At 67.6% G+C, this 18139-nt stretch carries 15 protein-coding genes and 6 tRNA genes; 11 read left to right on the top strand and 10 right to left on the bottom strand.

The features are described from left to right. Positions 1-30: 30 nt before the first annotated feature. On the bottom strand, positions 31-3549 hold the full coding sequence (smc, locus tag DFR39_RS10345) for a chromosome segregation protein SMC (RefSeq protein WP_133603489.1): 3519 nt from the start codon (positions 3547-3549) through the stop codon (positions 31-33). A gap of 264 nt (positions 3550-3813) precedes the next feature. Here smc and queF point away from each other — a divergent pair, with 264 nt between their 5' ends. The 8 genes from queF (at position 3814) to DFR39_RS10305 (ending at position 12216) form a co-directional block, all read left to right on the top strand. Continuing rightward, positions 3814-4245, top strand: coding sequence for a preQ(1) synthase (gene queF / locus DFR39_RS10340; RefSeq protein ID WP_133603765.1), 432 nt, complete (start codon positions 3814-3816; stop codon positions 4243-4245). Between the two features lie 90 nt (positions 4246-4335). Continuing rightward, positions 4336-4761: an SET domain-containing protein gene (locus DFR39_RS10335; RefSeq protein ID WP_133603488.1), complete on the top strand. Its 426-nt coding sequence runs from the start codon at positions 4336-4338 to the stop codon at positions 4759-4761. 99 nt (positions 4762-4860) lie between these two features. After that, positions 4861-6084: a succinyldiaminopimelate transaminase gene (gene dapC / locus DFR39_RS10330; protein WP_133603487.1), complete on the top strand. Its 1224-nt coding sequence runs from the start codon at positions 4861-4863 to the stop codon at positions 6082-6084. 14 nt (positions 6085-6098) lie between these two features. Next, entirely contained in the window at positions 6099-6917 is an 819-nt protein-coding gene (gene dapD / locus DFR39_RS10325; protein WP_133603486.1) for a 2,3,4,5-tetrahydropyridine-2,6-dicarboxylate N-succinyltransferase, read from the top strand. A gap of 63 nt (positions 6918-6980) precedes the next feature. Next, positions 6981-8147, top strand: coding sequence for a PilT/PilU family type 4a pilus ATPase (locus tag DFR39_RS10320; protein WP_246030783.1), 1167 nt, complete (start codon positions 6981-6983; stop codon positions 8145-8147). Positions 8148-8183: 36 nt separating this feature from the next. Continuing rightward, on the top strand, positions 8184-9335 hold the full coding sequence (gene dapE / locus DFR39_RS10315; RefSeq protein WP_133603485.1) for a succinyl-diaminopimelate desuccinylase: 1152 nt from the start codon (positions 8184-8186) through the stop codon (positions 9333-9335). Further along, positions 9332-10234 carry a 50S ribosomal protein L3 N(5)-glutamine methyltransferase gene (gene prmB, locus DFR39_RS10310; protein ID WP_133603484.1) on the top strand — a complete coding sequence of 301 codons (903 nt, stop codon included), beginning with the start codon at positions 9332-9334 and terminating at the stop codon, positions 10232-10234. The genes dapE and prmB overlap by 4 nt, the downstream gene beginning before the upstream one ends. Continuing rightward, complete coding sequence (locus DFR39_RS10305; RefSeq protein ID WP_133603483.1) at positions 10231-12216, top strand: ATP-binding cassette domain-containing protein; 1986 nt, start codon at positions 10231-10233, stop codon at positions 12214-12216. Before prmB ends, DFR39_RS10305 begins: the two co-directional genes overlap by 4 nt. Here DFR39_RS10305 and DFR39_RS10300 read toward each other — a convergent pair. Together DFR39_RS10300 and DFR39_RS10295 are read right to left on the bottom strand one after the other, a co-directional pair. Next, positions 12213-13898 (bottom strand): ankyrin repeat domain-containing protein, encoded by a 1686-nt coding sequence (locus DFR39_RS10300; RefSeq protein ID WP_246030782.1) that lies wholly within the window; start codon positions 13896-13898, stop codon positions 12213-12215. The two genes, DFR39_RS10305 and DFR39_RS10300, sit on opposite strands and share 4 nt — an antisense overlap. A 168-nt stretch (positions 13899-14066) precedes the next feature. Beyond that, positions 14067-14417 (bottom strand): DUF1304 domain-containing protein, encoded by a 351-nt coding sequence (locus tag DFR39_RS10295; protein WP_133603482.1) that lies wholly within the window; start codon positions 14415-14417, stop codon positions 14067-14069. Between the two features lie 67 nt (positions 14418-14484). On the opposite strand from DFR39_RS10295, the gene DFR39_RS10290 reads away from it, so the two are divergent. After that, the gene (locus DFR39_RS10290) at positions 14485-15000 is read left to right on the top strand and encodes a MarR family winged helix-turn-helix transcriptional regulator (protein WP_133603481.1); all 516 of its coding nucleotides are present in this window, start codon (positions 14485-14487) and stop codon (positions 14998-15000) included. 13 nt (positions 15001-15013) lie between these two features. Further along, positions 15014-15439 (top strand): organic hydroperoxide resistance protein, encoded by a 426-nt coding sequence (locus DFR39_RS10285; protein WP_133603480.1) that lies wholly within the window; start codon positions 15014-15016, stop codon positions 15437-15439. Positions 15440-15452: 13 nt separating this feature from the next. Here DFR39_RS10285 and DFR39_RS10280 read toward each other — a convergent pair whose 3' ends face one another. Beyond that, positions 15453-16415 (bottom strand): asparaginase, encoded by a 963-nt coding sequence (locus DFR39_RS10280; RefSeq protein WP_336622257.1) that lies wholly within the window; start codon positions 16413-16415, stop codon positions 15453-15455. 78 nt (positions 16416-16493) lie between these two features. Here DFR39_RS10280 and lexA point away from each other — a divergent pair, with 78 nt between their 5' ends. Continuing rightward, positions 16494-17195 (top strand): transcriptional repressor LexA, encoded by a 702-nt coding sequence (lexA, locus tag DFR39_RS10275; RefSeq protein WP_246030781.1) that lies wholly within the window; start codon positions 16494-16496, stop codon positions 17193-17195. Positions 17196-17454: 259 nt separating this feature from the next. On the opposite strand, the gene DFR39_RS10270 is transcribed toward lexA, so the two are convergent. The 6 genes from DFR39_RS10270 to DFR39_RS10245 form a co-directional block, all read right to left on the bottom strand. Continuing rightward, positions 17455-17531 (bottom strand) — tRNA-Asp (locus DFR39_RS10270). 37 nt (positions 17532-17568) lie between these two features. After that, positions 17569-17644 (bottom strand) — tRNA-Glu (locus DFR39_RS10265). 49 nt (positions 17645-17693) lie between these two features. Next, positions 17694-17769: transfer RNA gene (locus tag DFR39_RS10260), tRNA-Ala, on the bottom strand. A gap of 35 nt (positions 17770-17804) precedes the next feature. After that, positions 17805-17881 (bottom strand) — tRNA-Asp (locus DFR39_RS10255). 37 nt (positions 17882-17918) lie between these two features. Beyond that, positions 17919-17994: transfer RNA gene (locus tag DFR39_RS10250), tRNA-Glu, on the bottom strand. Positions 17995-18043: 49 nt separating this feature from the next. Next, positions 18044-18119, bottom strand: a tRNA-Ala gene (locus tag DFR39_RS10245). Between the last annotated feature and the right edge of the window lie 20 nt (positions 18120-18139).

Here is an 18139-nt window from a genome sequence, read left to right as displayed (position 1 = left end):
TCATGCTCTTGATCGCCGGCCGGCGCGCGCTCACGCGGCCTCCGCCATGCTCAGCGCCGATTCCATATCCACCGCCACGATGCGCGAGACGCCCTGCTCCTGCATGGTCACGCCGATGAGCTGCTTGGCCATCTCCATGGCGATCTTGTTGTGCGAGATGAAGAGGAACTGGGTGCCCTTCTCGCTCATCTCCGACACCAGCTTGGCGTAGCGCTCGGTGTTGGCGTCGTCCAGCGGGGCGTCCACCTCGTCCAGCAGGCAGAAGGGCGCCGGGTTCAGCATGAAGATGGCAAACACCAGGGCGATGGCCGTGAGCGCCTTCTCGCCCCCCGAGAGCAGGTGGATGGTGCTGTTCTTCTTGCCCGGCGGCTGGGCCATGACCTGCACGCCGGCGTCCAGAATCTCCTCGCCCACCATGGTCAGCTTGGCCTGCCCGCCGCCAAAGAGCTGCGGGAACATGCGGCCGAAATGCTCGTTGACCTGGTTGAAGGTGCTGGAGAGCAGGTCGCGCGTCTCCAGATCGATCTTGTGGATCGCGTCCTCCAGGGTCTTCATGGCGGCGGCCAGGTCGGCGTTCTGCGAGTCCAGAAAGGTCTTGCGCTCGCGCGCCGCCGTCAGCTCGTCCAGGGCCGCCAGATTGACGGCCCCCAAGGCCGCGATCTCGCGGTTGATGCGGTCGATCTCGCCCTGCAGGCCGTAGAGCTTGACGCCCCCCTCCTCGATGCTGCGGGCCAGGGCCTCCAGATCCACATGGGCCGCCACCAGCTGCTCCATGAACTGGGCGCCGCCCAGCTGGGCCGCCTGCTCTTCGAGCTGCAGCTTGGTGATGCGCTCGCGCAAGGGGTCCAGGCTGCGCTCGAACTCCAGGCGCTGCTCCTCGGCCTTGCGCAGGCGCAGGCTCAGATCGTCATAGCCGCTGCGCACGGCGGCCAGTTCCTTCTCGCGCTCCAGCTTGAGGGCCAGGGCCTCCTGCAGGCCGGCCTGGGCGGCCGCGTCGTTGAGTGTGTCCAGCTCGCGCTGCAGGCCTTCGGCCGAGGCTTCATTGGTCTTGACCTGGGCCAGGGCCGTCTCGATGGAACGCTGCAGCTCGCCGCGGCGCGAGGCCAGGGCCCGGGCACTGAACTGCGCCTCCTGGGCGCGGCGCTCCAGGCCGCGCAGCTGCTCGCGCGCCTCGGCCAGGCGGCGCTCGGCCTGCATCACGGCCTCCTCCAGCTCGGCATGGCGCTCCTGCGTGGTGGCCAGCTGCAGGTCCAGCTCCTCGAAGCGGGCCTCGCCGGTGACGCGGCGCTCCTGCAGCTCTTCCATCTGGCCGTCGATCTCGGCCAGTTCCTCTTCCAGCTGGCTGCGCCGGCTGCTGGCGGCCTCGGCCTGTTGCGAGAGGCGCAGCAGCTCCACCTGCAGCTGGTGGGCGCGGGTCTGGGTTTCGCTGGCTTCGCGGCGCAGGCCTACCAGGCGCTGGGAGGCCTCGCTGAAGGCCGCATCGGTGCGCACCAGCTGGCTCTTGGCCTCGTCAGCGATCAGGGTCTGGGCGCGGCTTTCCAGCTGCAGCTGCTCAATCTCCTGGGCCCGGGCCAGCATGCCGGCCTGCTCGGAGTCGGGCGCATAGAAGCTCACCGCAAACTGGCTCACCGCATGGCCCTCGCGGGTCATGATCAGCTCGCCATGGCTGAGCTTGGCGCGGCCGGCCAGGGCCTCGTCCATGGAAGAGGCGGTGTACACGCCTTCCAGCCAGTCATTGAGCAAGGCCTTGAGCCCGGCGTCATCCAGGCGCAGCAGCTCGGAGAGGCGCGGCAGGGTCTCGTGGGTGTTGGCGATAGCGGCCTGGGGCGGCGAATAAAAGGCCAGGCGGGCCGGCGGCGCATCGGCCGCAAAGGCCCGCACCGTTTCCAGCCGGCCCACCTGCAGCGCGCCCATGCGCTCGCGCAGTGCGGCTTCCAGGGCGTTCTCCCAGCCCTGGGCGATGTGCAGGCGGGTCCACAGACCCGGCAGGCCGTCCAACCCATGCTTGGCCAGCCAGGGCTTGAGCTTGCCCTCGGTCTGCACTTTTTCCTGCAGGGCGCGCAGGGCCTCCAGGCGGGCCACCAGCTCGGACTGACGTGCCAGCTGGGCATTGGCATCCTGCTGCACCGCACGGCGCTGGTCTTCCAGCTGGGGCAGTTGCTCCTGCAGCTCGTGCAGGCGGGCCTCGGCCAGATCGCGGGCCTCGTCGGCGGCCTCGCTCTGGCGCTTCAGCTCGGCCAGCTTGTCCTGGTCGGGCGCGGCCAGGCCCTGGCGCTCGGCAGCCAGGCGCTCACGGCGGGTGCGCAGGGCCCGGTTCTGTTCCTCGATATTGCGGCTCTCGGCGGCCAGCACCTGGATCTGCTGCTGCACCTGGACCACCGCGCCGCGCTGCTCGTTGGCGCGGCCCTGGGCGGCACGCACCGCGTCCTCGCTATTGGGCAGATTGGCGGCCTGCTCCTCGGCCTGGGCGGCCAGGATCTCGCTCTGCTCCTCGGCCATGGCGATCTGCTCGGCAATGGTCTCCAGCTCGCCTTGAGCCTGCTCGCTGCGATCCTGCCACTGCTGGTTCTGCGCCTGTAGCTCGGCCAGACGGGTCTGCACCCGCTGGCGGCCCTCGACCACATAGCGGATGCGCTCTTCCAGGCGGCTGACCTCCAGCTGGGCCTCGGCAAAGCGGCCCTGGCTGGCGTGCAGCTCGTCGCCCGCAGCGTAATGGGCCTGGCGTATGGTTTCCAGCTCGGCCTCGACATGGCGCAACTCGGCGGTGCGCGACTCCAGCGCATTCAGCGCCTCGGCATGCTCGCCCTTGACCCGCGCCTGCTCGCTGCTGGCGTCACGGTGCTTGAGGAACCAGAGCTGGTGCAGCTTGAGCGTGCCGGCGTCCTGCAGCTGCCGATAGCTGGCGGCGACCTCGGCCTGCTTCTCCAGCTTCTCGAGGTTGTTGTTCAGCTCGCGCAGGATGTCCTCGACCCGCGTGAGGTTCTCGCGCGTATCCCTGAGCCGGTTCTCGGTCTCGCGACGACGTTCCTTGTACTTGGAGACCCCGGCGGCCTCCTCCAGGAACATGCGCATCTCCTCCGGCTTGGACTCGATGATGCGGCTGATAGTGCCCTGGCCGATGATGGCGTAGGCCCGCGGCCCCAGGCCCGTACCCAGGAACACGTCCTGCACATCGCGGCGGCGCACCGGCTGGTTGTTGATGAAGTAGCTGCTGGTGCCGTCGCGCGTGAGCACGCGCTTGACCGCGATCTCGGAAAACTGGTTCCACTGCCCGCCCGCGCGGGCACTCGCGTTGTCGAAGACCAGCTCCACGCTGGAGCGGCTGGCTGGCTTGCGGTTGCCGCTGCCGTTGAAGATCACGTCCTGCATGGACTCGCCACGCAGCTCGCTGGCCTTGCTCTCGCCCAGCACCCAGCGCACCGCGTCCATGATGTTGGACTTGCCGCAGCCATTGGGCCCGACCACACCCACCAGCTGCCCGGGCAGCTGGAAGTTGGTGGGATCGGCAAAGGATTTGAAGCCCGAGAGCTTGATCGAGTTCAGGCGCATGGACGCGGATTCAGAACACTTGCTAAGCCGTTGATTTGTTTACGGAAAAGCCCCATCGAGCGGGGCTTTCACGGGCTCGGATGATACCATCGGGGCCTACCCTGAAATTCAGCCCGTTCTGGCTTATGCGGCCGGACAGGCGCCAGCACCAAGAACATGGCCAAGACCCCCTCCACCGCCAAGCCGGCTGCCCCGAAGACCACCGCTGCTGCGAAGCCCATCAAGGCGAGCAAGGCGGCCAAGCCCGCGCCCAAGATGCGCGAGATGCCGCCCAACCCGCCCTCGCGTCCGAGCAAGGAGCTGCATGTCTTCCCCAACCCGGCCCCCGAGCGCGACTATGTGATCCAGTTCCAGGTGCCCGAGTTCACCTGCCACTGCCCGTTGACCGGTCAGCCCGACTTCGCCCACTTCACGATCGACATGATCGCGGACAAGTTCTGCGTGGAGCTCAAGAGCCTGAAGATGTACTTCTGGAGCTACCGCGACGAGGGCGCCTTCCACGAGAAGGTGACCAACACCATCCTGGAAGACATCGTGAAGGTGACGAACCCGCGCTTCATCCGCATCACCGCCAAGTGGTATGTGCGCGGCGGCATCTACACCAATGTGGTCGTGGAGCACCGCAAGAAGGGCTGGAAGCCCCAGCCCAAGGTGGACCTGCCGGCGCATTCCTTCGAATCGGGCCTGCTGCGCTGATGCAAGCGGTTCGCCGGGACGCTCCCAAGAACAGCTTGCCTGCCCCCGTGGGGGACCGCCCGTGTACCCACGGGCGGGGGGCACCTTAGCTTGGGGATCCGGACCAGCTCCGCCCATCTGAGCGTCGCGGTCGCGGTGCGTCGCAGCCGCATCGATGGCTACGGGGTCTTTGCCGATGAGCCCATTGCAGCGGGTGCGCGCATCGGCGCGCTCACCGGCGAGGCCATCACCGTGGCCGAGGGCCGGCGCCGCGCCGCCGGGCGCCAGCGCATCATGCTGGTGGAGCTGAGCGAAAGCCGCGCCATCGACGCCACACGCAGCGAGGACGCGCTGCGCTTCACCAACCACAGCTGCGCGCCCAATGCCCGCATCCAGGTGCAGGATGGCGCCATCGAGTTCTTCGCCAGCCGCGCCATCGCACCGGGCGAGGAAATCACCGTGGGCTACGGTGCCACCCACCACGAGGGGCGGCTGGCCTGCCGCTGCGGCCAGCCCGGCTGCGCCGGCTGGCTATGATGGCAGCCCTGCCGCAGGGGCAGTTAGCCGCCGTTCGCGGCCATCTGTCGCCACCTGCCGCAGCCCGACATTGCCGCCCCATCGCCCTGCCCCGCCGCCATGAATCCCCTGCTGGACAAGCTCCATCCTTACCCCTTCGAGCGCCTGCGCGCGCTCACCAAGGACATCGCGCCCAACCCGGCCTACCGTCCCATCAGCCTGGGCATCGGCGAGCCCAAGCATCCGGCGCCCAAGCTCATCGAGGAGGCCTTGATGGCCAGCCTCAAGAGCCTCTCGGCCTACCCCGCCACGGCCGGTGAACCCAAGCTGCGCGAGGCCATCAGCGCCTGGCTGCAACGCCGCTACGGCCTGAGCCTGGATGCCGCCACCCAGGTGCTGCCGGTGAACGGCTCGCGCGAGGCGCTGTTTGCGCTGGCCCAGACCGTGATCGACCCCCGTCGTGGAGGTGCAGGCACGGGCGCCACCGTGGTCTGCCCCAATCCCTTCTATCAGATCTATGAGGGCGCGGCCCTGCTGGCCGGCGCCCAGACCGCCTTTGCCAACAGCGACCCGGCCCGCAATTTCGCGGCCAACTGGTCGCAGATCGACGAGACCACCTGGGCCCGCACCCAGCTGCTCTACACCTGCTCGCCCGGCAACCCCACCGGCGCGGTGATGCCACTGGAGGAATGGGAAGCCCTGTTCGCGCTCAGCGACAAACATGGCTTCGTGATCGCCTCGGACGAGTGCTACTCGGAAATCTATTTCCGTGATGAAGCGCCGCTCTCTGGCCTGGAGGCTGCCGCCAAGCTGGGCCGCAGCGACTTCCGCAATCTGATCGCCTTCACCAGCCTGTCCAAGCGCTCCAATGTGCCGGGAATGCGCTCGGGCTTTGTGGCCGGCGACGCGGCCCTGATCAAGAAGTTCCTGCTCTACCGCACCTACCACGGCAGCGCCATGAACCCCATGGTGCAGGCCGCCAGCATCGCCGCCTGGAACGACGAGGCCCATGTGGTGGCCAACCGCGAGGAGTACCGCGCCAAGTTCGCGCGCGTCACGCCCCTGCTGGCCCAGGTCCTGGACGTGGCCCTGCCGGATGCGAGCTTCTACCTCTGGGCCGGCGTGCCCGCCCATGTGTGCGGCGGGGACGATATCGCCTTCGCCCAGCAGCTGCTCGCTCAATACAATGTGACGGTGCTGCCGGGCAGCCTGCTGGCCCGCGAGGCCCATGGCCTGAACCCCGGCGCCGGCCGCGTGCGTCTGGCCCTGGTGGCCGACCAGGCCGAGTGCCTGGAAGCCGCACAGCGCATCGTCGAATTCGTTTCCTCCTTCTCCTCCAAGTGAACCCTCAGAGCACCATGAGCCAACTGCAAGCCACCATCGAACAGGCCTGGGAAGACCGCGCCTCCCTGAACACCAGCAGCACCGGTGCCGTGCGCGAGGCCGTGGACCATGTGCTGGGCGAGCTGGACGCGGGCCGCCTGCGCGTGGCCGAGCGCCAGGGCGTGGGCCAGTGGACCGTGCACCAGTGGATCAAGAAGGCCGTGCTGCTGTCCTTCCGCCTGAACGACAACCAGCTGATGGGCGAAGGCGCCCTGACCTTCTTCGACAAGGTGCCCAGCAAGTACGGCCAGATGGACGAGGCCGCCATCCGCGCCTCGGGCGTGCGCGTGGTGCCGCCCGCCGTGGCCCGTCGCGGCAGCTTCCAGGCCAAGAACGTGATCCTGATGCCCTCCTACGTGAACATCGGCGCCTATGTCGATGAGGGCACCATGGTGGACACCTGGGCCACGGTCGGCTCCTGCGCCCAGATCGGCAAGAACGTGCACCTGAGCGGCGGCGTGGGCATCGGCGGCGTGCTGGAGCCCCTGCAGGCCAACCCCACCATCATCGAGGACAACTGCTTCATCGGCGCCCGCTCCGAAGTGGTGGAAGGCGTGATCGTGGAAGAGAACTCGGTGATCTCCATGGGCGTGTACATCGGTCAGAGCACCCCCATCTACGACCGCGAAACCGGCACCGTGAGCTACGGCCGCGTGCCCGCCGGCTCGGTGGTGATCAGCGGCTCCCTGCCCAAGGACGGCGGCAAGTACAGCCTCTACGCCGCCATCATCGTGAAGAAGGTCGACGCCGGCACCCGCGCCAAGACCAGCATCAACGATCTGCTGCGCGCCTGATCGCTGGCCGGGCCCGGCGGCCCGGCCGAGATCGCCAGCATTTACCCGGAAGGCAAGCACAGCATGAGCAGCAGCGGCAATATGGAGCGCATCCTGCGCCTGATGGCGGACAAGGGTGCCTCGGACTGCTATCTCTCGGCCAATATGCCGGTGCTGATACGCATCAATGGCCAGATGCTGCAGCTCTCCGACCAGTTGCTCGCACCCAGCCAGCCCCGCCAGCTGATCGCGGAGCTCATCGATGCCGGCCAGCTGGCCGAGCTCGACGCCACGGGCGAGCTGAACATGGCGGTGGCCGTGCCCAAGGTGGGGAGCTTCCGGCTCTCGGGCTTTCGCCAGCGCGGCTCCATCGCCGCGGTGTTCCGCCACATCCCCCATGTGATCCCCTCGCTGGAGTCTTTGAATCTGCCGCCCATCCTGGGCAAGATGATTCTGGAAAAGCGCGGCCTGATCCTCATGGTGGGCGCCACCGGCACCGGCAAGAGCACCACCCTGGCGGCCATGCTGGAGCATCGCAACCAGCAGATGGCGGGCCATATCCTCACCATCGAGGACCCGCTGGAATACCTCTTCAGCAACAAGCGCTCGGTGGTGAACCAGCGTGAGGTGGGGCGCGACACCGCCTCGCTGCAGATCGCGCTGAAGAACGCGCTGCGCCAGTCGCCGGACTGCATCCTGATCGGCGAGATCCGCGACCGCGAGACCATGACCGCGGCCATCTCCTACGCCCTGTCCGGTCATCTGGTGGTAGCCACCCTGCACGGCAACAACAGCTACCACGCACTCAACCGTATCCTGTCCTTCTACACGCCGGAGTCGCGTCCGGCCCTGCTGAACGACCTGGCCGCGGGCCTGAAGGCCGTGGTCTCGCAGCGCCTGGTGCGCGCCACGGCCGGCGGCCGTGTGCCCGTGACCGAAATCCTGCTCAATACCAAGCTGATCGCCGAGCTGATCGAACGCGGCGACTTCACGGGTGCGAAAGAGGCCATGGAGAAGTCCATCGCCGAGGGCTCGCAGACCTTCGAGGAGCATTTCGCCAAGCTCATCAAGGACGGCACCATTACCCGTGAGGAAGGTTTGGCCTTCGCCGACTCGCCCACCAATCTGCTCTGGCGCCTGCAGAACGAGAACCCGGCCGCCCTCGGTCCGGCCGCAGGCAAGAAGAAGGAAGAGCCGGCCAGCGATCTGGCCAGCTTCACCGAGATCACCCTGGACGTCCGTCCCGACTGAGTTTCAGAACCACGCTCGTCCGCTGCGCCGCCCCTCATGAGTCAAACCCTTGCCCTGCTCGAAGCCCTGATCACTCGCCCCTCGGTCACCCCGACCGATGCCGGCTGCCAGGACCTGATTGCCGAACGCCTGGCCCGCTGCGGCTTCGAGATCGAGCGCATGGACAGTGGGCCCGAGCATTTCCGGGTGGCCAATCTCTGGGCCCTCAAGCGGGGCAGCGCGGGCGATGACGCTCCGGTCCTGATGTTTGCCGGCCACACCGATGTGGTGCCGCCCGGCAAGCTCGAGGCCTGGACCAGCGACCCCTTTGTGCCCAGCTACCGCGACGGCCGGCTCTACGGCCGCGGCGCCGCCGATATGAAGGGTTCGGTGGCGGCCATGGTGGTGGCGGCCGAGGAATTCGTGGTGGCCCACCCCGAGCACCGCGGCAGTGTGGCCTTCTTGCTGACCAGCGACGAGGAAGGCCCGGCCGTGGACGGCACCGTGGTCTGCTGCGAGCGTCTCAGGGCGCGCCAGCAGCGCCTGGATTTCTGCATCGTGGGCGAGCCCACCTCGGTGGAGCGCCTGGGCGATATGGTCAAGAACGGCCGCCGCGGCACGCTCTCGGGCAAGCTGCGCGTGCTGGGCATCCAGGGCCATGTGGCCTATCCGCACCTGGCCCGCAACCCGGTGCATCAGGTGGCCCCGGCCCTGGCCGAGCTGGCCGCGACCGAGTGGGACCGCGGCAACAGCTACTTCCCGGCCACCAGCTTCCAGATCTCCAATATCCACGCGGGCACGGGTGCCACCAATGTGATCCCGGGCGATGTGCTGATCGACTTCAACTTCCGCTTCTCCACCGAGTCCACACCCGAAGGACTCAAGCACAAGGTCGAGACCCTGCTCAAGCGCCACGGACTCGACTACGAGCTGGCCTGGACCCTGGGGGGCGAGCCTTTTCTGACCCCGGTGGGCAGCCTCAGTGACGCCGTGTCTGCCGCCATTGCGGCCGAGACGGGGCTGAAGCCCGAACTCTCCACCACAGGCGGCACCTCGGACGGCCGCTTCATTGCCAAGATCTGCCCCCAGGTGCTGGAGTTCGGCCCCATCAATGCCACCATCCACAAGGTGGACGAGAACGTGCCGGCCGACTGCATCGATCCGCTCAAGAACATCTACCGGCGCACGCTGGAGAACCTGCTGCTGTGAAGCTCATCACCTGTATCGAACAAGAAGCCGCCCGCCTCACGGAGGCGGGCGTTTCATTTGGGCATGGCACGGCCACCGCCTTTGACGAGGCCGTCTGGCTGGCCCTGTGGCGCCTGGGTCTGCCCCTGGATGCCCTGGACGAGCATGCCCAGCAAGACCTGACACACGACCAGCAGGCCCAGATCGCGGCCCTGGTGGACGAGCGCATCACGAGCCGCAAGCCCGCCGCCTACCTCACCCGCGAGGCTTGGCTGCAAGGCGTTCCCTTCTATGTGGACGAACGCGCCATCGTGCCGCGCAGCTTCATCGCGGAGCTGATCGCCGACGCCAGCATCGACCCCTGGCTCAGCGAGGCCACCACCGAGGTGCTGGACCTGTGCACCGGCAATGGCAGCCTGGCCGTGCTGGCCGCCCTGGCCTGGCCCGAGATCCGCGTGGACGCGATCGACCTCAGCCCCGAGGCCCTGGAAGTGGCCCGCATCAATGTGGACAAGCACGGCCTGCAGGACCGCATCCGCCTGCTGCAGGGCGATGGCCTGGCGCCCGCCGCGGGCAAGGTCTATGACCTGATCCTGTGCAACCCGCCCTATGTCAACAGCGCTTCCATGGCCGCCCTGCCCGCCGAGTACCAGGCCGAGCCCGAGCTGGCCCTGGCCGGCGGCGCCGACGGCATGGACTTCGTGCGCGGCCTGCTGGCCCAGGCGCCCGCCCACCTGAGCGAAGACGGCGTGCTGGTGCTGGAAATCGGCAACGAGCGCCCCTTCTTTGAAGCCGCATTTCCCAGCCTGGCCGTGGCCTGGATGGACACCTCCTCCGGCGCCGACCAGGTCTGCCTGATCACGCGCGAGGCCCTGCTGCTGGAGCAGACCGCGGCCACGCCGGGACAAGAAGAACAATGATCCAACTGAAGAACATCACCCTGCGTCGCGGCACCAAGATCGTGCTGGACGACGCCAGCGTCACCCTGCAACCCGGCGAAAAGATCGGCCTGGTGGGCCGCAACGGTGCCGGCAAGTCCAGCCTCTTCGCCCTGCTGACCGACCGGCTGCAGAGCGACAAGGGCGAGATCGAGATCCCGCGCCAATGGGCCGTGGGCGAGGTCGCGCAGAACATGCCCGAGACCGAGATGCCGGCCACCGACTTCGTGCTGGAGGGCGACACGCGGCTGATGGCTGCGCGCAAGGCCCTGGAGGAGGCCGAGGCCGCCGAGGACGGCCACGCCATGGCCGAGGCCCATGGCCTCTTGATGGACGCCGGCGCCTTTGACGCCCGCCCCCGCGCGCAGGCGCTGCTGATGGGCCTGGGCTTCAGGGGTGATCAGGTGGATGCGCCGGTGAACAGCTTCTCCGGCGGCTGGCGCATGCGTCTTCAACTGGCCCGCGCCCTGATGTGCCCGGCCGACCTGATGCTGCTGGACGAGCCCACCAACCACCTGGACCTGGACGCCCTGGTCTGGCTGGAAGCCTGGCTGCAGCGCTACGACGGCACCCTGATCGTGATCAGCCACGACCGCGAGTTCCTGGACGCGATCACCAAGGTGACCCTGCACCTGGACGAAGCCAAGCTGCACCGCTACGGCGGCAACTACACCGCGTTCGAGGCCATGCGCGCCGAGCGCATGGTGCTGCAGCAGGCGGCCTACGAGAAGCAGCAGGATCGCATGGCGCATCTGCAGAAGTTCATCGACCGCTTCAAGGCCAAGGCCAGCAAGGCCAAGCAGGCGCAGAGCCGGGTCAAGGCGCTGGAGCGCATGGAGAAGCTGGCGCCGGTGCTCACCGCCTCGGACTTCAGCTTCGAGTTCCGTGAGCCGGTCAGCCTGCCCAACCCCATGCTGATGTTCGATGAAGTGGCCTGCGGCTACGACACCGACGAGGGCGAGAAGATCATCGTGCGCGGCATCGACCGCTCGGTGCTGGCCGGCCAGCGCATCGGCATCCTGGGCGCCAACGGCCAGGGCAAGTCCACCGTGGTCAAGACCGTGGCGCGCATGCAGCGCGCCATGGGCGGCAAGATCACCGAGGGCAAGGGTCTGTCCATCGGTTACTTTGCCCAGCAGGAAATGGATGTGCTGCGGCCCGACGAAGGCCCGCTGATGCACATGATCCGCCTGGCCAAGGAGGTGAGCCCGCAGGCGCGCGAGCAGGAGCTGCGCGACTTCCTGGGCCAGTTCCGCTTCGTCGGCGACATGGTCAACCAGGCCGTGGGCAGCCTCTCGGGTGGCGAGAAGGCCCGCTTGGTGCTGGCCATGCTGGTCTGGCAGCGCCCCAATCTGCTGCTGCTGGATGAGCCGACCAACCACCTGGACCTGCAGACCCGCGAGGCGCTTTCCATGGCACTCAACGAGTTCGAGGGCACGGTGATGCTGGTCAGCCACGACCGCGCCCTGCTGCGCGAGGTCTGCGACGAGTTCTGGCTGGTCACGGGCGGCAAGGTCGGCCCCTTCGACGGCGATCTGGACGACTACCAGAAGTGGTTGCTGGAGCAGTCGCGCGAGATGGCCAAACTGGCCAAGGAAGCGGCCCGCACGGCCGCCGCAACATCTGCGGCCGTGGCGGCGCCCGCCCCGGCGCCCATGCCCGAACCCGCCGCACCCCAGATCTTCAAGCGCGAGGACCGCAAGGCCAGCGGTCAGGCACGTGCCCGCCTGGCCGAGCAGACCAAGCCGCTGCGCAAGGAGATGGAGCAGATCGACGCCCGCCTCAAGCAGCTGGCCGACGAGCGCCTGGCCATCGAGAACGAGCTGGCCAGCGGCAGCGCCACCCCGGCCAGGATTGCGGACCTGGGCAAGCGCCTGAAAGCCATCCACGACGAACTGGAAGCCGCCGAGATGCGCTGGCTGGAGCTCAGCGCCGAGATCGACGCCATCCAGGCCGCGGCCTAGGGCAGGCGCAGCAAGATCTCGCAGACCTCGTCGGAGAACTCAAGGCTGCGCCCGTCGATCAGCAGGGCATCGGGGTCCTGCGGGTCCGGGCGGGCCGCGGGCATTCCGTGCTCACGCATCGCCGCTGCGCAGCCCGGCCAGTCACCGGCATCCGGGCCAGGACCGATCCCGTCGGGCTCGTTGCAGGAGGCCCAGGACAGGGTGCCCAGCGCATCGCTGCCGAAGCCATGGACCTCGCGCCAGTCGGCGCCGTGGGCGAGCAGGAACCGAGCCATTTCGGCGTCGCCGCGGAAAACCGCCTGGTTGAACGCCGAGGCTGACCAATCCCCGCCGGGCGTGGCGATCGGCCAACCCAGCCGCACCATGCAGCGGACCGCCTCGTGGCGCCCCAGCGCCGCCATTTCCGGCAGCAGCCTGAGTTCCGCCGCCGACAGCGCGGCCACCAAGCCGGGCTGCATCGACAGCAGCGCACGGGCAGCCGGCTCATCGCCGCATGAGCAGGCGGCGACGAAGCGCGCCGACAGACGGGACTGAGCGGGCTGAGCACCGCACGCCAGCCGCTCGGCCAGGGCGGGCAGGCCGTACTGCAGGGCCAGACTGGCTGCATCGAGCCCCTCGGCCGTGCGGACAGCCGGATCCGCCCCGGCGTCCAGCAAGGTCTCGACATGGGCCAGCGAGCGCCCGCGGCGGATCGCCCAGAGCAGTGGCGACGGCCAGGCCTGCGCCGCCCCCTGCGGCGGGGGCTCATTCAGGTCCGCCCCGTGGGCAAGCAGCAGGCGCAGCGTCAACAGGTCGTCCCGATCAAGCACGCGATAGATCGCCCCCGTGCCCGCCACCCGCGCCCCGGCCTCGAGCAAGGGCTGCAGACAGTCCGGATGCTCAAGCGCGTGGTACAGCGACTCGCCGTCATCGGGGTCGGCGCCGGCATCAAGCAGCAGCTGGGTCAGGATGGCATCGCCGTGCTGGCCGGCGGCCCCATACAGGGCCGTGAGCGCATGCTCGTTCGAAGGTGCCGCCACCGAGGCAGGCGGCCAGCGGCTGCCAGCGGTCTGGTTCGGATCGGCACCGGCCGCCAGCAACCAGCGCAGGCTGTCGCGCAGCCCCTCGGCAAAGGCCGGCAGACGCACCAGGCTGGAATGGGTCACGGCCAGCAGAGGCGGCAAGGCCAGCGGGCCGCCAGGGCGATGCACCCAGGCCGGATCCCGGCTGCTGGCCCGGCGCAGGGTCTCGAGATCGCCCACGGCACAGGCCAGCCAGGGATCCTCGCCCAGCATCGCAGTGCCCTCCTCCTCCAGCATCTGCGCCGCCAGCCGGGGCCGGGCCCGGTCCAGGCTGCCGACCACGTCGCCAGGGTAGACCAGGGCCAGCCAGTGCTGCAGCCTGCGCGCTGGATCCTCACTCAGCTGCCGCCGCACGGTGACCCAGGCCGACAGTTCGCTCCAGGACGAGCAGCCATGCTCGCGGGCCAGGCACAGCTGGGCCAGGCTCAGGCGCGGCGCCGCTTCAACCCGCTGCGCAGCGCGATCGACACCGCTCACGGGCTCGGCCACCACACGCAGTGCCTGAAGGCGCTCCAGCGCCTCGGGCCGCGCTTCGCGCCAGTCGTTCAGTAGTTGCTTGGCCTGCTTCTTCAGATGGGCCAGATCTGGCCGGGCAGGCAGTCGTTTGATCACGGGCTTCACAGGAACCTCCAGTGCCTTGCCGATGGCCCGCGAACCGGCTGCACAGAGGGTGTGAGCACGTGTCGTGCAAAAGAAGGCAAGTGGGTTCAACCCTTCCCGCGGGCCCGGGTGCGGCTTGCACCGCAGGCCTGCATGCTAGCGCAAGTCAGCCCCAGCCTGGACGCGTACTCAGGCCGCCAGCACCGCCGCCATCGCGACGGCAGCTGGCAGGGCCTGGACAAACAGGATCTTCTTGCCGACCGTGGCCGCACCGTAGACGCCGGCCACAACGACGCAGCCGAGGAAAAACAGCTGCACATCGAGCTTGCCAGCCAGCAGTCCCCAGGCCAGGCCGGTGGCGAGAAAGCCGTTGTACAGCCCCTGATTCGCGGCCAGCACCTTGCTGGCTTCGGCGAAGTCGGGTTCCAGCCGGAAGACCTTGCGGCCCAGCGGCTTGGTCCAGAGGAACATCTCCAGTACCAGGATGTACAGATGCAAGGCGGCCACCAGGCCCACCAGCAGGTTCGCGATCATCGTCATGCTTGCTCTCGCTTTCGAATACCCATTTAGATTGTACGCAATTTAATTGCGAACTACATTATCACCCATGGCACGCAGCAAGACCCTCGCCCCCCAGGCCCTGGCAAACCCGGCCCCGCCGCCCAGCGCCGACTGGTTGCGTCTGGACCAGCAGCTGTGTTTTGCCCTCTACGCCAGCTCCCTGGCCATGACCAAGCTCTACAAGCCCCTACTGGAGCCCCTGGGCCTGACCTATCCGCAGTACCTGGTGATGCTGGCGCTGTGGGAACAGGATGGCATCGGGGTGTCCACCCTGGGCCAGCGCCTCTCGCTGGACTCGGGCACGCTCACCCCCTTGCTCAAGCGCATGGAGGCCGCCGGCCTGCTGCTGCGCCAGCGCGCCGCGGAGGACGAACGCCGTGTCGACATCTTGCTGACGCCGGCTGGCCGTAGCCTCAAGACACAGGCCGTCGAAATCCCGCCGCGGCTGGCCTGTGCCGCCGCCTGCTCGCTGGAAGAACTGAGTTCCCTGACCCGACGCCTGCACGAGCTGCGACAGCAGCTGGCGGACGCCGAGATTCCCTCACCCACCCACCCTGTTTGATAGGAAGCACACCATGGCCCTCGACAAAGTCCTCTACACCGCCCGCGCTACCTCCACCGGCGGCCGCCAGGGCACGGCGTCCAGCTCGGACGGCGCACTCAATGTGCAACTCTCCACCCCCAAGGAACTGGGCGGCGCCGGCGGCCCGGGCACCAACCCGGAGCAGCTCTTCGCGGCCGGCTACTCGGCCTGTTTCATCGGCGCGCTCAAGCATGTGGCCATGATGAGGAAGGTGGCCCTGCCCGCCGAGGTGTCCATCACCGCCGACGTGGGCATCGGCCCCATCCCCGCAGGCTTCGGCATCCAGGTGGCCATGAGCATCTCCGTGCCCGGCGTGGAACGCGCCTTGGCCCAGGAGCTGGTGGACGCGGCTCATCAGGTCTGCCCCTACTCCAACGCCACCCGTGGCAACATCGACGTGACCCTGACCCTGGCCTGATCGGCCTCGGTCCTTACATCTCGGCCAGCAGATCGAGCAGCAGCCGGATCCTGGCCTTGACCGGACTCAGCGCTCCCGCGCTGGGCAGGGCGCCGGGCAGGTCCATCACCGGCCCGGCGTCGCAACGCGTGCTGCGCAGCACGCGCACGCCAGACGCCTGCGCCTCGCGCAGCGCGGCCTCCAGATCCGTGGCCAGCGTGCCATTGCCGGTGCCCGCCACCACCAGGCCATGGGGCCGCTGCGTGGGATGGTCCAGCAAGGCGCGCACCAAGGCGCCGTCCGCGCCCACATGGTTCCACAGCAGCATCACCCGCGGCCATTCGGCCGCAGGCCGCACAATGCTCGCCAGCCCCAAGGCTTGACCCTGCGGCCAGGCGCCGAAACAGCGCACCCGCCCCTCCTCCACCACCCCCAGCTGCCCGCCCTCGGCCGAGGCAAAGGCCTCCACCTTGTAGCTGTGCACCTTGCGCACCTGTTCGGCGCCATGGATGGCACCGGCAAAAACGGTGAGCACGCCGCGCGCGCCGGGCTCGCGCGCCAGGGCCACGGCATCCAGCAGGTTTTGCGGGCCATCGGTCTGCAAGGCGGTGGCCGGACGCATCGCGGCGGTCAGCACCACGGGCTTGAACGGAGCCAGCACCTGCTGCAGGAAGTAGGCCGTCTCCTCCAGCGTGTCCGTGCCATGCGTCACCACCACGCCAGCCACCTCGGGCCGGGCCAGATGCTCGGCCAGGCGCTGCGCCAGGCGCTGCCAAGCGGCGAAGTCCATGTCCTTGCTGTCCAGCTGGGCCACCTGCTCGGCCTCCAGCGCCTGGCCGGCCAGGGCCGGAATGGCAGCCACCAGCTGATCCACACCCAGCTGGGCTGCGGTGTAGCCCACGTTGTCACTGGCCTGGCTGGCACGGCCGGCAATCGTGCCGCCGGTGCCGAGGATGACGACGCGGCGAGAGGTCTCTGAGGGGATATGCGCTTGCAAGATGAAGAATCCTGGATGAATGAACAGTTACTGGATATACAATCAGCCGGTCGCCCCAACGCTTCAGCGAGGTCAGCCGTGGACAGCAGCAGCCCCAAACTCACCGCCCGCCAGCAGCAGATTTTCGATCTGGTGCGCGAGGCCATCGAGACCACCGGCGCCCCACCCACCCGGGCCGAAATCGCCGCCGAGCTGGGCTTTCGCTCGGCCAATGCCGCCGAGGAACATCTGCAGGCCCTGGCGCGCAAAGGCGTGATCGAGCTGCTGGGCGGCACCTCGCGGGGCATTCGCCTGAAGTCTGACACACTGCGCGCCCTCAACCAGGAACGCCGCGAGCGGGTCGAGCGCGAAAGCAGCCGCCAGTTCGCCCTGCCCATCCCCCAACTTGCCCAGCTGACCCTGCCCCTGGTGGGCCGCGTGGCAGCGGGCGCGCCCATCCTGGCCGAAGAGCACATCGAACAGAGCTACACGGTGGAAGCCGGCATGTTCGCACGCCGTCCCGACTTCCTGCTCAAAGTCAAAGGCATGAGCATGAAAGATATCGGCATCATGGACGGCGATTTGCTGGCCGTGCAGAAGTGCAGCGAGGCCCGCAACGGGCAGATCGTGGTGGCGCGCATCGGCGACGAGGTCACGGTCAAGCGTTACCAGAAGAACCGCAGCGGCATCTGCCTGCTGCCCGAAAACCCGGATTTCGAGCCCATCGAAGTACGCCCTGGCGAGGAGTTCGCCATCGAGGGGCATGCCGTGGGCTTGATTCGAAACAGCCTGAGTTCTTGAGGCTTCAGAGGCGCTCCACCAGCCCCACTTGCTCCTGCACTTAGCCGATGCTGCGCCATCTTGGGCGTCGGTAATGGACCGGCCAGGCTTATCCCCTTGCTTGCGGATGGAGATGGGTATGTGAGGCGCGGATAAGAGCAATTGGTTTGCGCTGCCGCCTGATGTTTCGAATCACTGGCGTTTAAAACGCACGAATACTACGCAGTGTCGCACAAAAAAAATCCCCGGATGCTTTCGCAATCCGGGGATTTGATATTTATGGCGGAGTGGACGGGGCTCGAACCCGCGACCCCCGGCGTGACAGGCCGGTATTCTAACCAACTGAACTACCACTCCGCGTGGCGATGATTGCCGTCTAGTGCAATCATCTAACTGGTACCTCGTAGGGGATTCGAACCCCTGTAGCCACCGTGAAAGGGTGGTGTCCTAGGCCTCTAGACGAACGAGGCAAAAGCCGTTTTACTTGAACCGCGCGCCACACAAACTCCCTGGGGAATTTGGTGGAGGTAAGCGGGATCGAACCGCTGACCTCTTGCATGCCATGCAAGCGCTCTCCCAGCTGAGCTATACCCCCGTATCGGGTAACGCGCCGTTCAAGCGTAAAAATTGTGGCGGAGTGGACGGGGCTCGAACCCGCGACCCCCGGCGTGACAGGCCGGTATTCTAACCAACTGAACTACCACTCCGCGTGGCGATGATTGCCGTCTAGTGCAATCATCTAACTGGTACCTCGTAGGGGATTCGAACCCCTGTAGCCACCGTGAAAGGGTGGTGTCCTAGGCCTCTAGACGAACGAGGCAAAAGCCGTTTTACTTGAACCGCGCGCCACACAAACTCCCTGGGGAATTTGGTGGAGGTAAGCGGGATCGAACCGCTGACCTCTTGCATGCCATGCAAGCGCTCTCCCAGCTGAGCTATACCCCCGTATCGGGTAACGCGCTGTC

The sequence above is a fragment of the Roseateles asaccharophilus genome, assembly GCF_004362405.1.
Taxonomy (GTDB): domain Bacteria; phylum Pseudomonadota; class Gammaproteobacteria; order Burkholderiales; family Burkholderiaceae_C; genus Kinneretia; species Kinneretia asaccharophila.
Note: the sequence above shows the minus strand (reverse complement) of the source record. Positions and strands in the feature narration are given on the sequence as shown.

What these genes read in the sequence shown, in the direction of transcription:
- smc (WP_133603489.1), bottom strand. Translation starts at nt 3,549, where the DNA reads ATGCGCCTGAACTCGATCAAGCTCTCGGGCTTCAAATCCTTTGCCGAT.
- dapC (WP_133603487.1), top strand. Translation starts at nt 4,861, where the DNA reads ATGAATCCCCTGCTGGACAAGCTCCATCCTTACCCCTTCGAGCGCCTG.
- DFR39_RS10320 (WP_246030783.1), top strand. Translation starts at nt 6,981, where the DNA reads ATGAGCAGCAGCGGCAATATGGAGCGCATCCTGCGCCTGATGGCGGAC.
- dapE (WP_133603485.1), top strand. Translation starts at nt 8,184, where the DNA reads ATGAGTCAAACCCTTGCCCTGCTCGAAGCCCTGATCACTCGCCCCTCG.
- dapD (WP_133603486.1), top strand. Translation starts at nt 6,099, where the DNA reads ATGAGCCAACTGCAAGCCACCATCGAACAGGCCTGGGAAGACCGCGCC.
- DFR39_RS10290 (WP_133603481.1), top strand. Translation starts at nt 14,485, where the DNA reads ATGGCACGCAGCAAGACCCTCGCCCCCCAGGCCCTGGCAAACCCGGCC.
- DFR39_RS10295 (WP_133603482.1), bottom strand. Translation starts at nt 14,417, where the DNA reads ATGACGATGATCGCGAACCTGCTGGTGGGCCTGGTGGCCGCCTTGCAT.
- queF (WP_133603765.1), top strand. Translation starts at nt 3,814, where the DNA reads ATGCCGCCCAACCCGCCCTCGCGTCCGAGCAAGGAGCTGCATGTCTTC.
- DFR39_RS10285 (WP_133603480.1), top strand. Translation starts at nt 15,014, where the DNA reads ATGGCCCTCGACAAAGTCCTCTACACCGCCCGCGCTACCTCCACCGGC.
- DFR39_RS10305 (WP_133603483.1), top strand. Translation starts at nt 10,231, where the DNA reads ATGATCCAACTGAAGAACATCACCCTGCGTCGCGGCACCAAGATCGTG.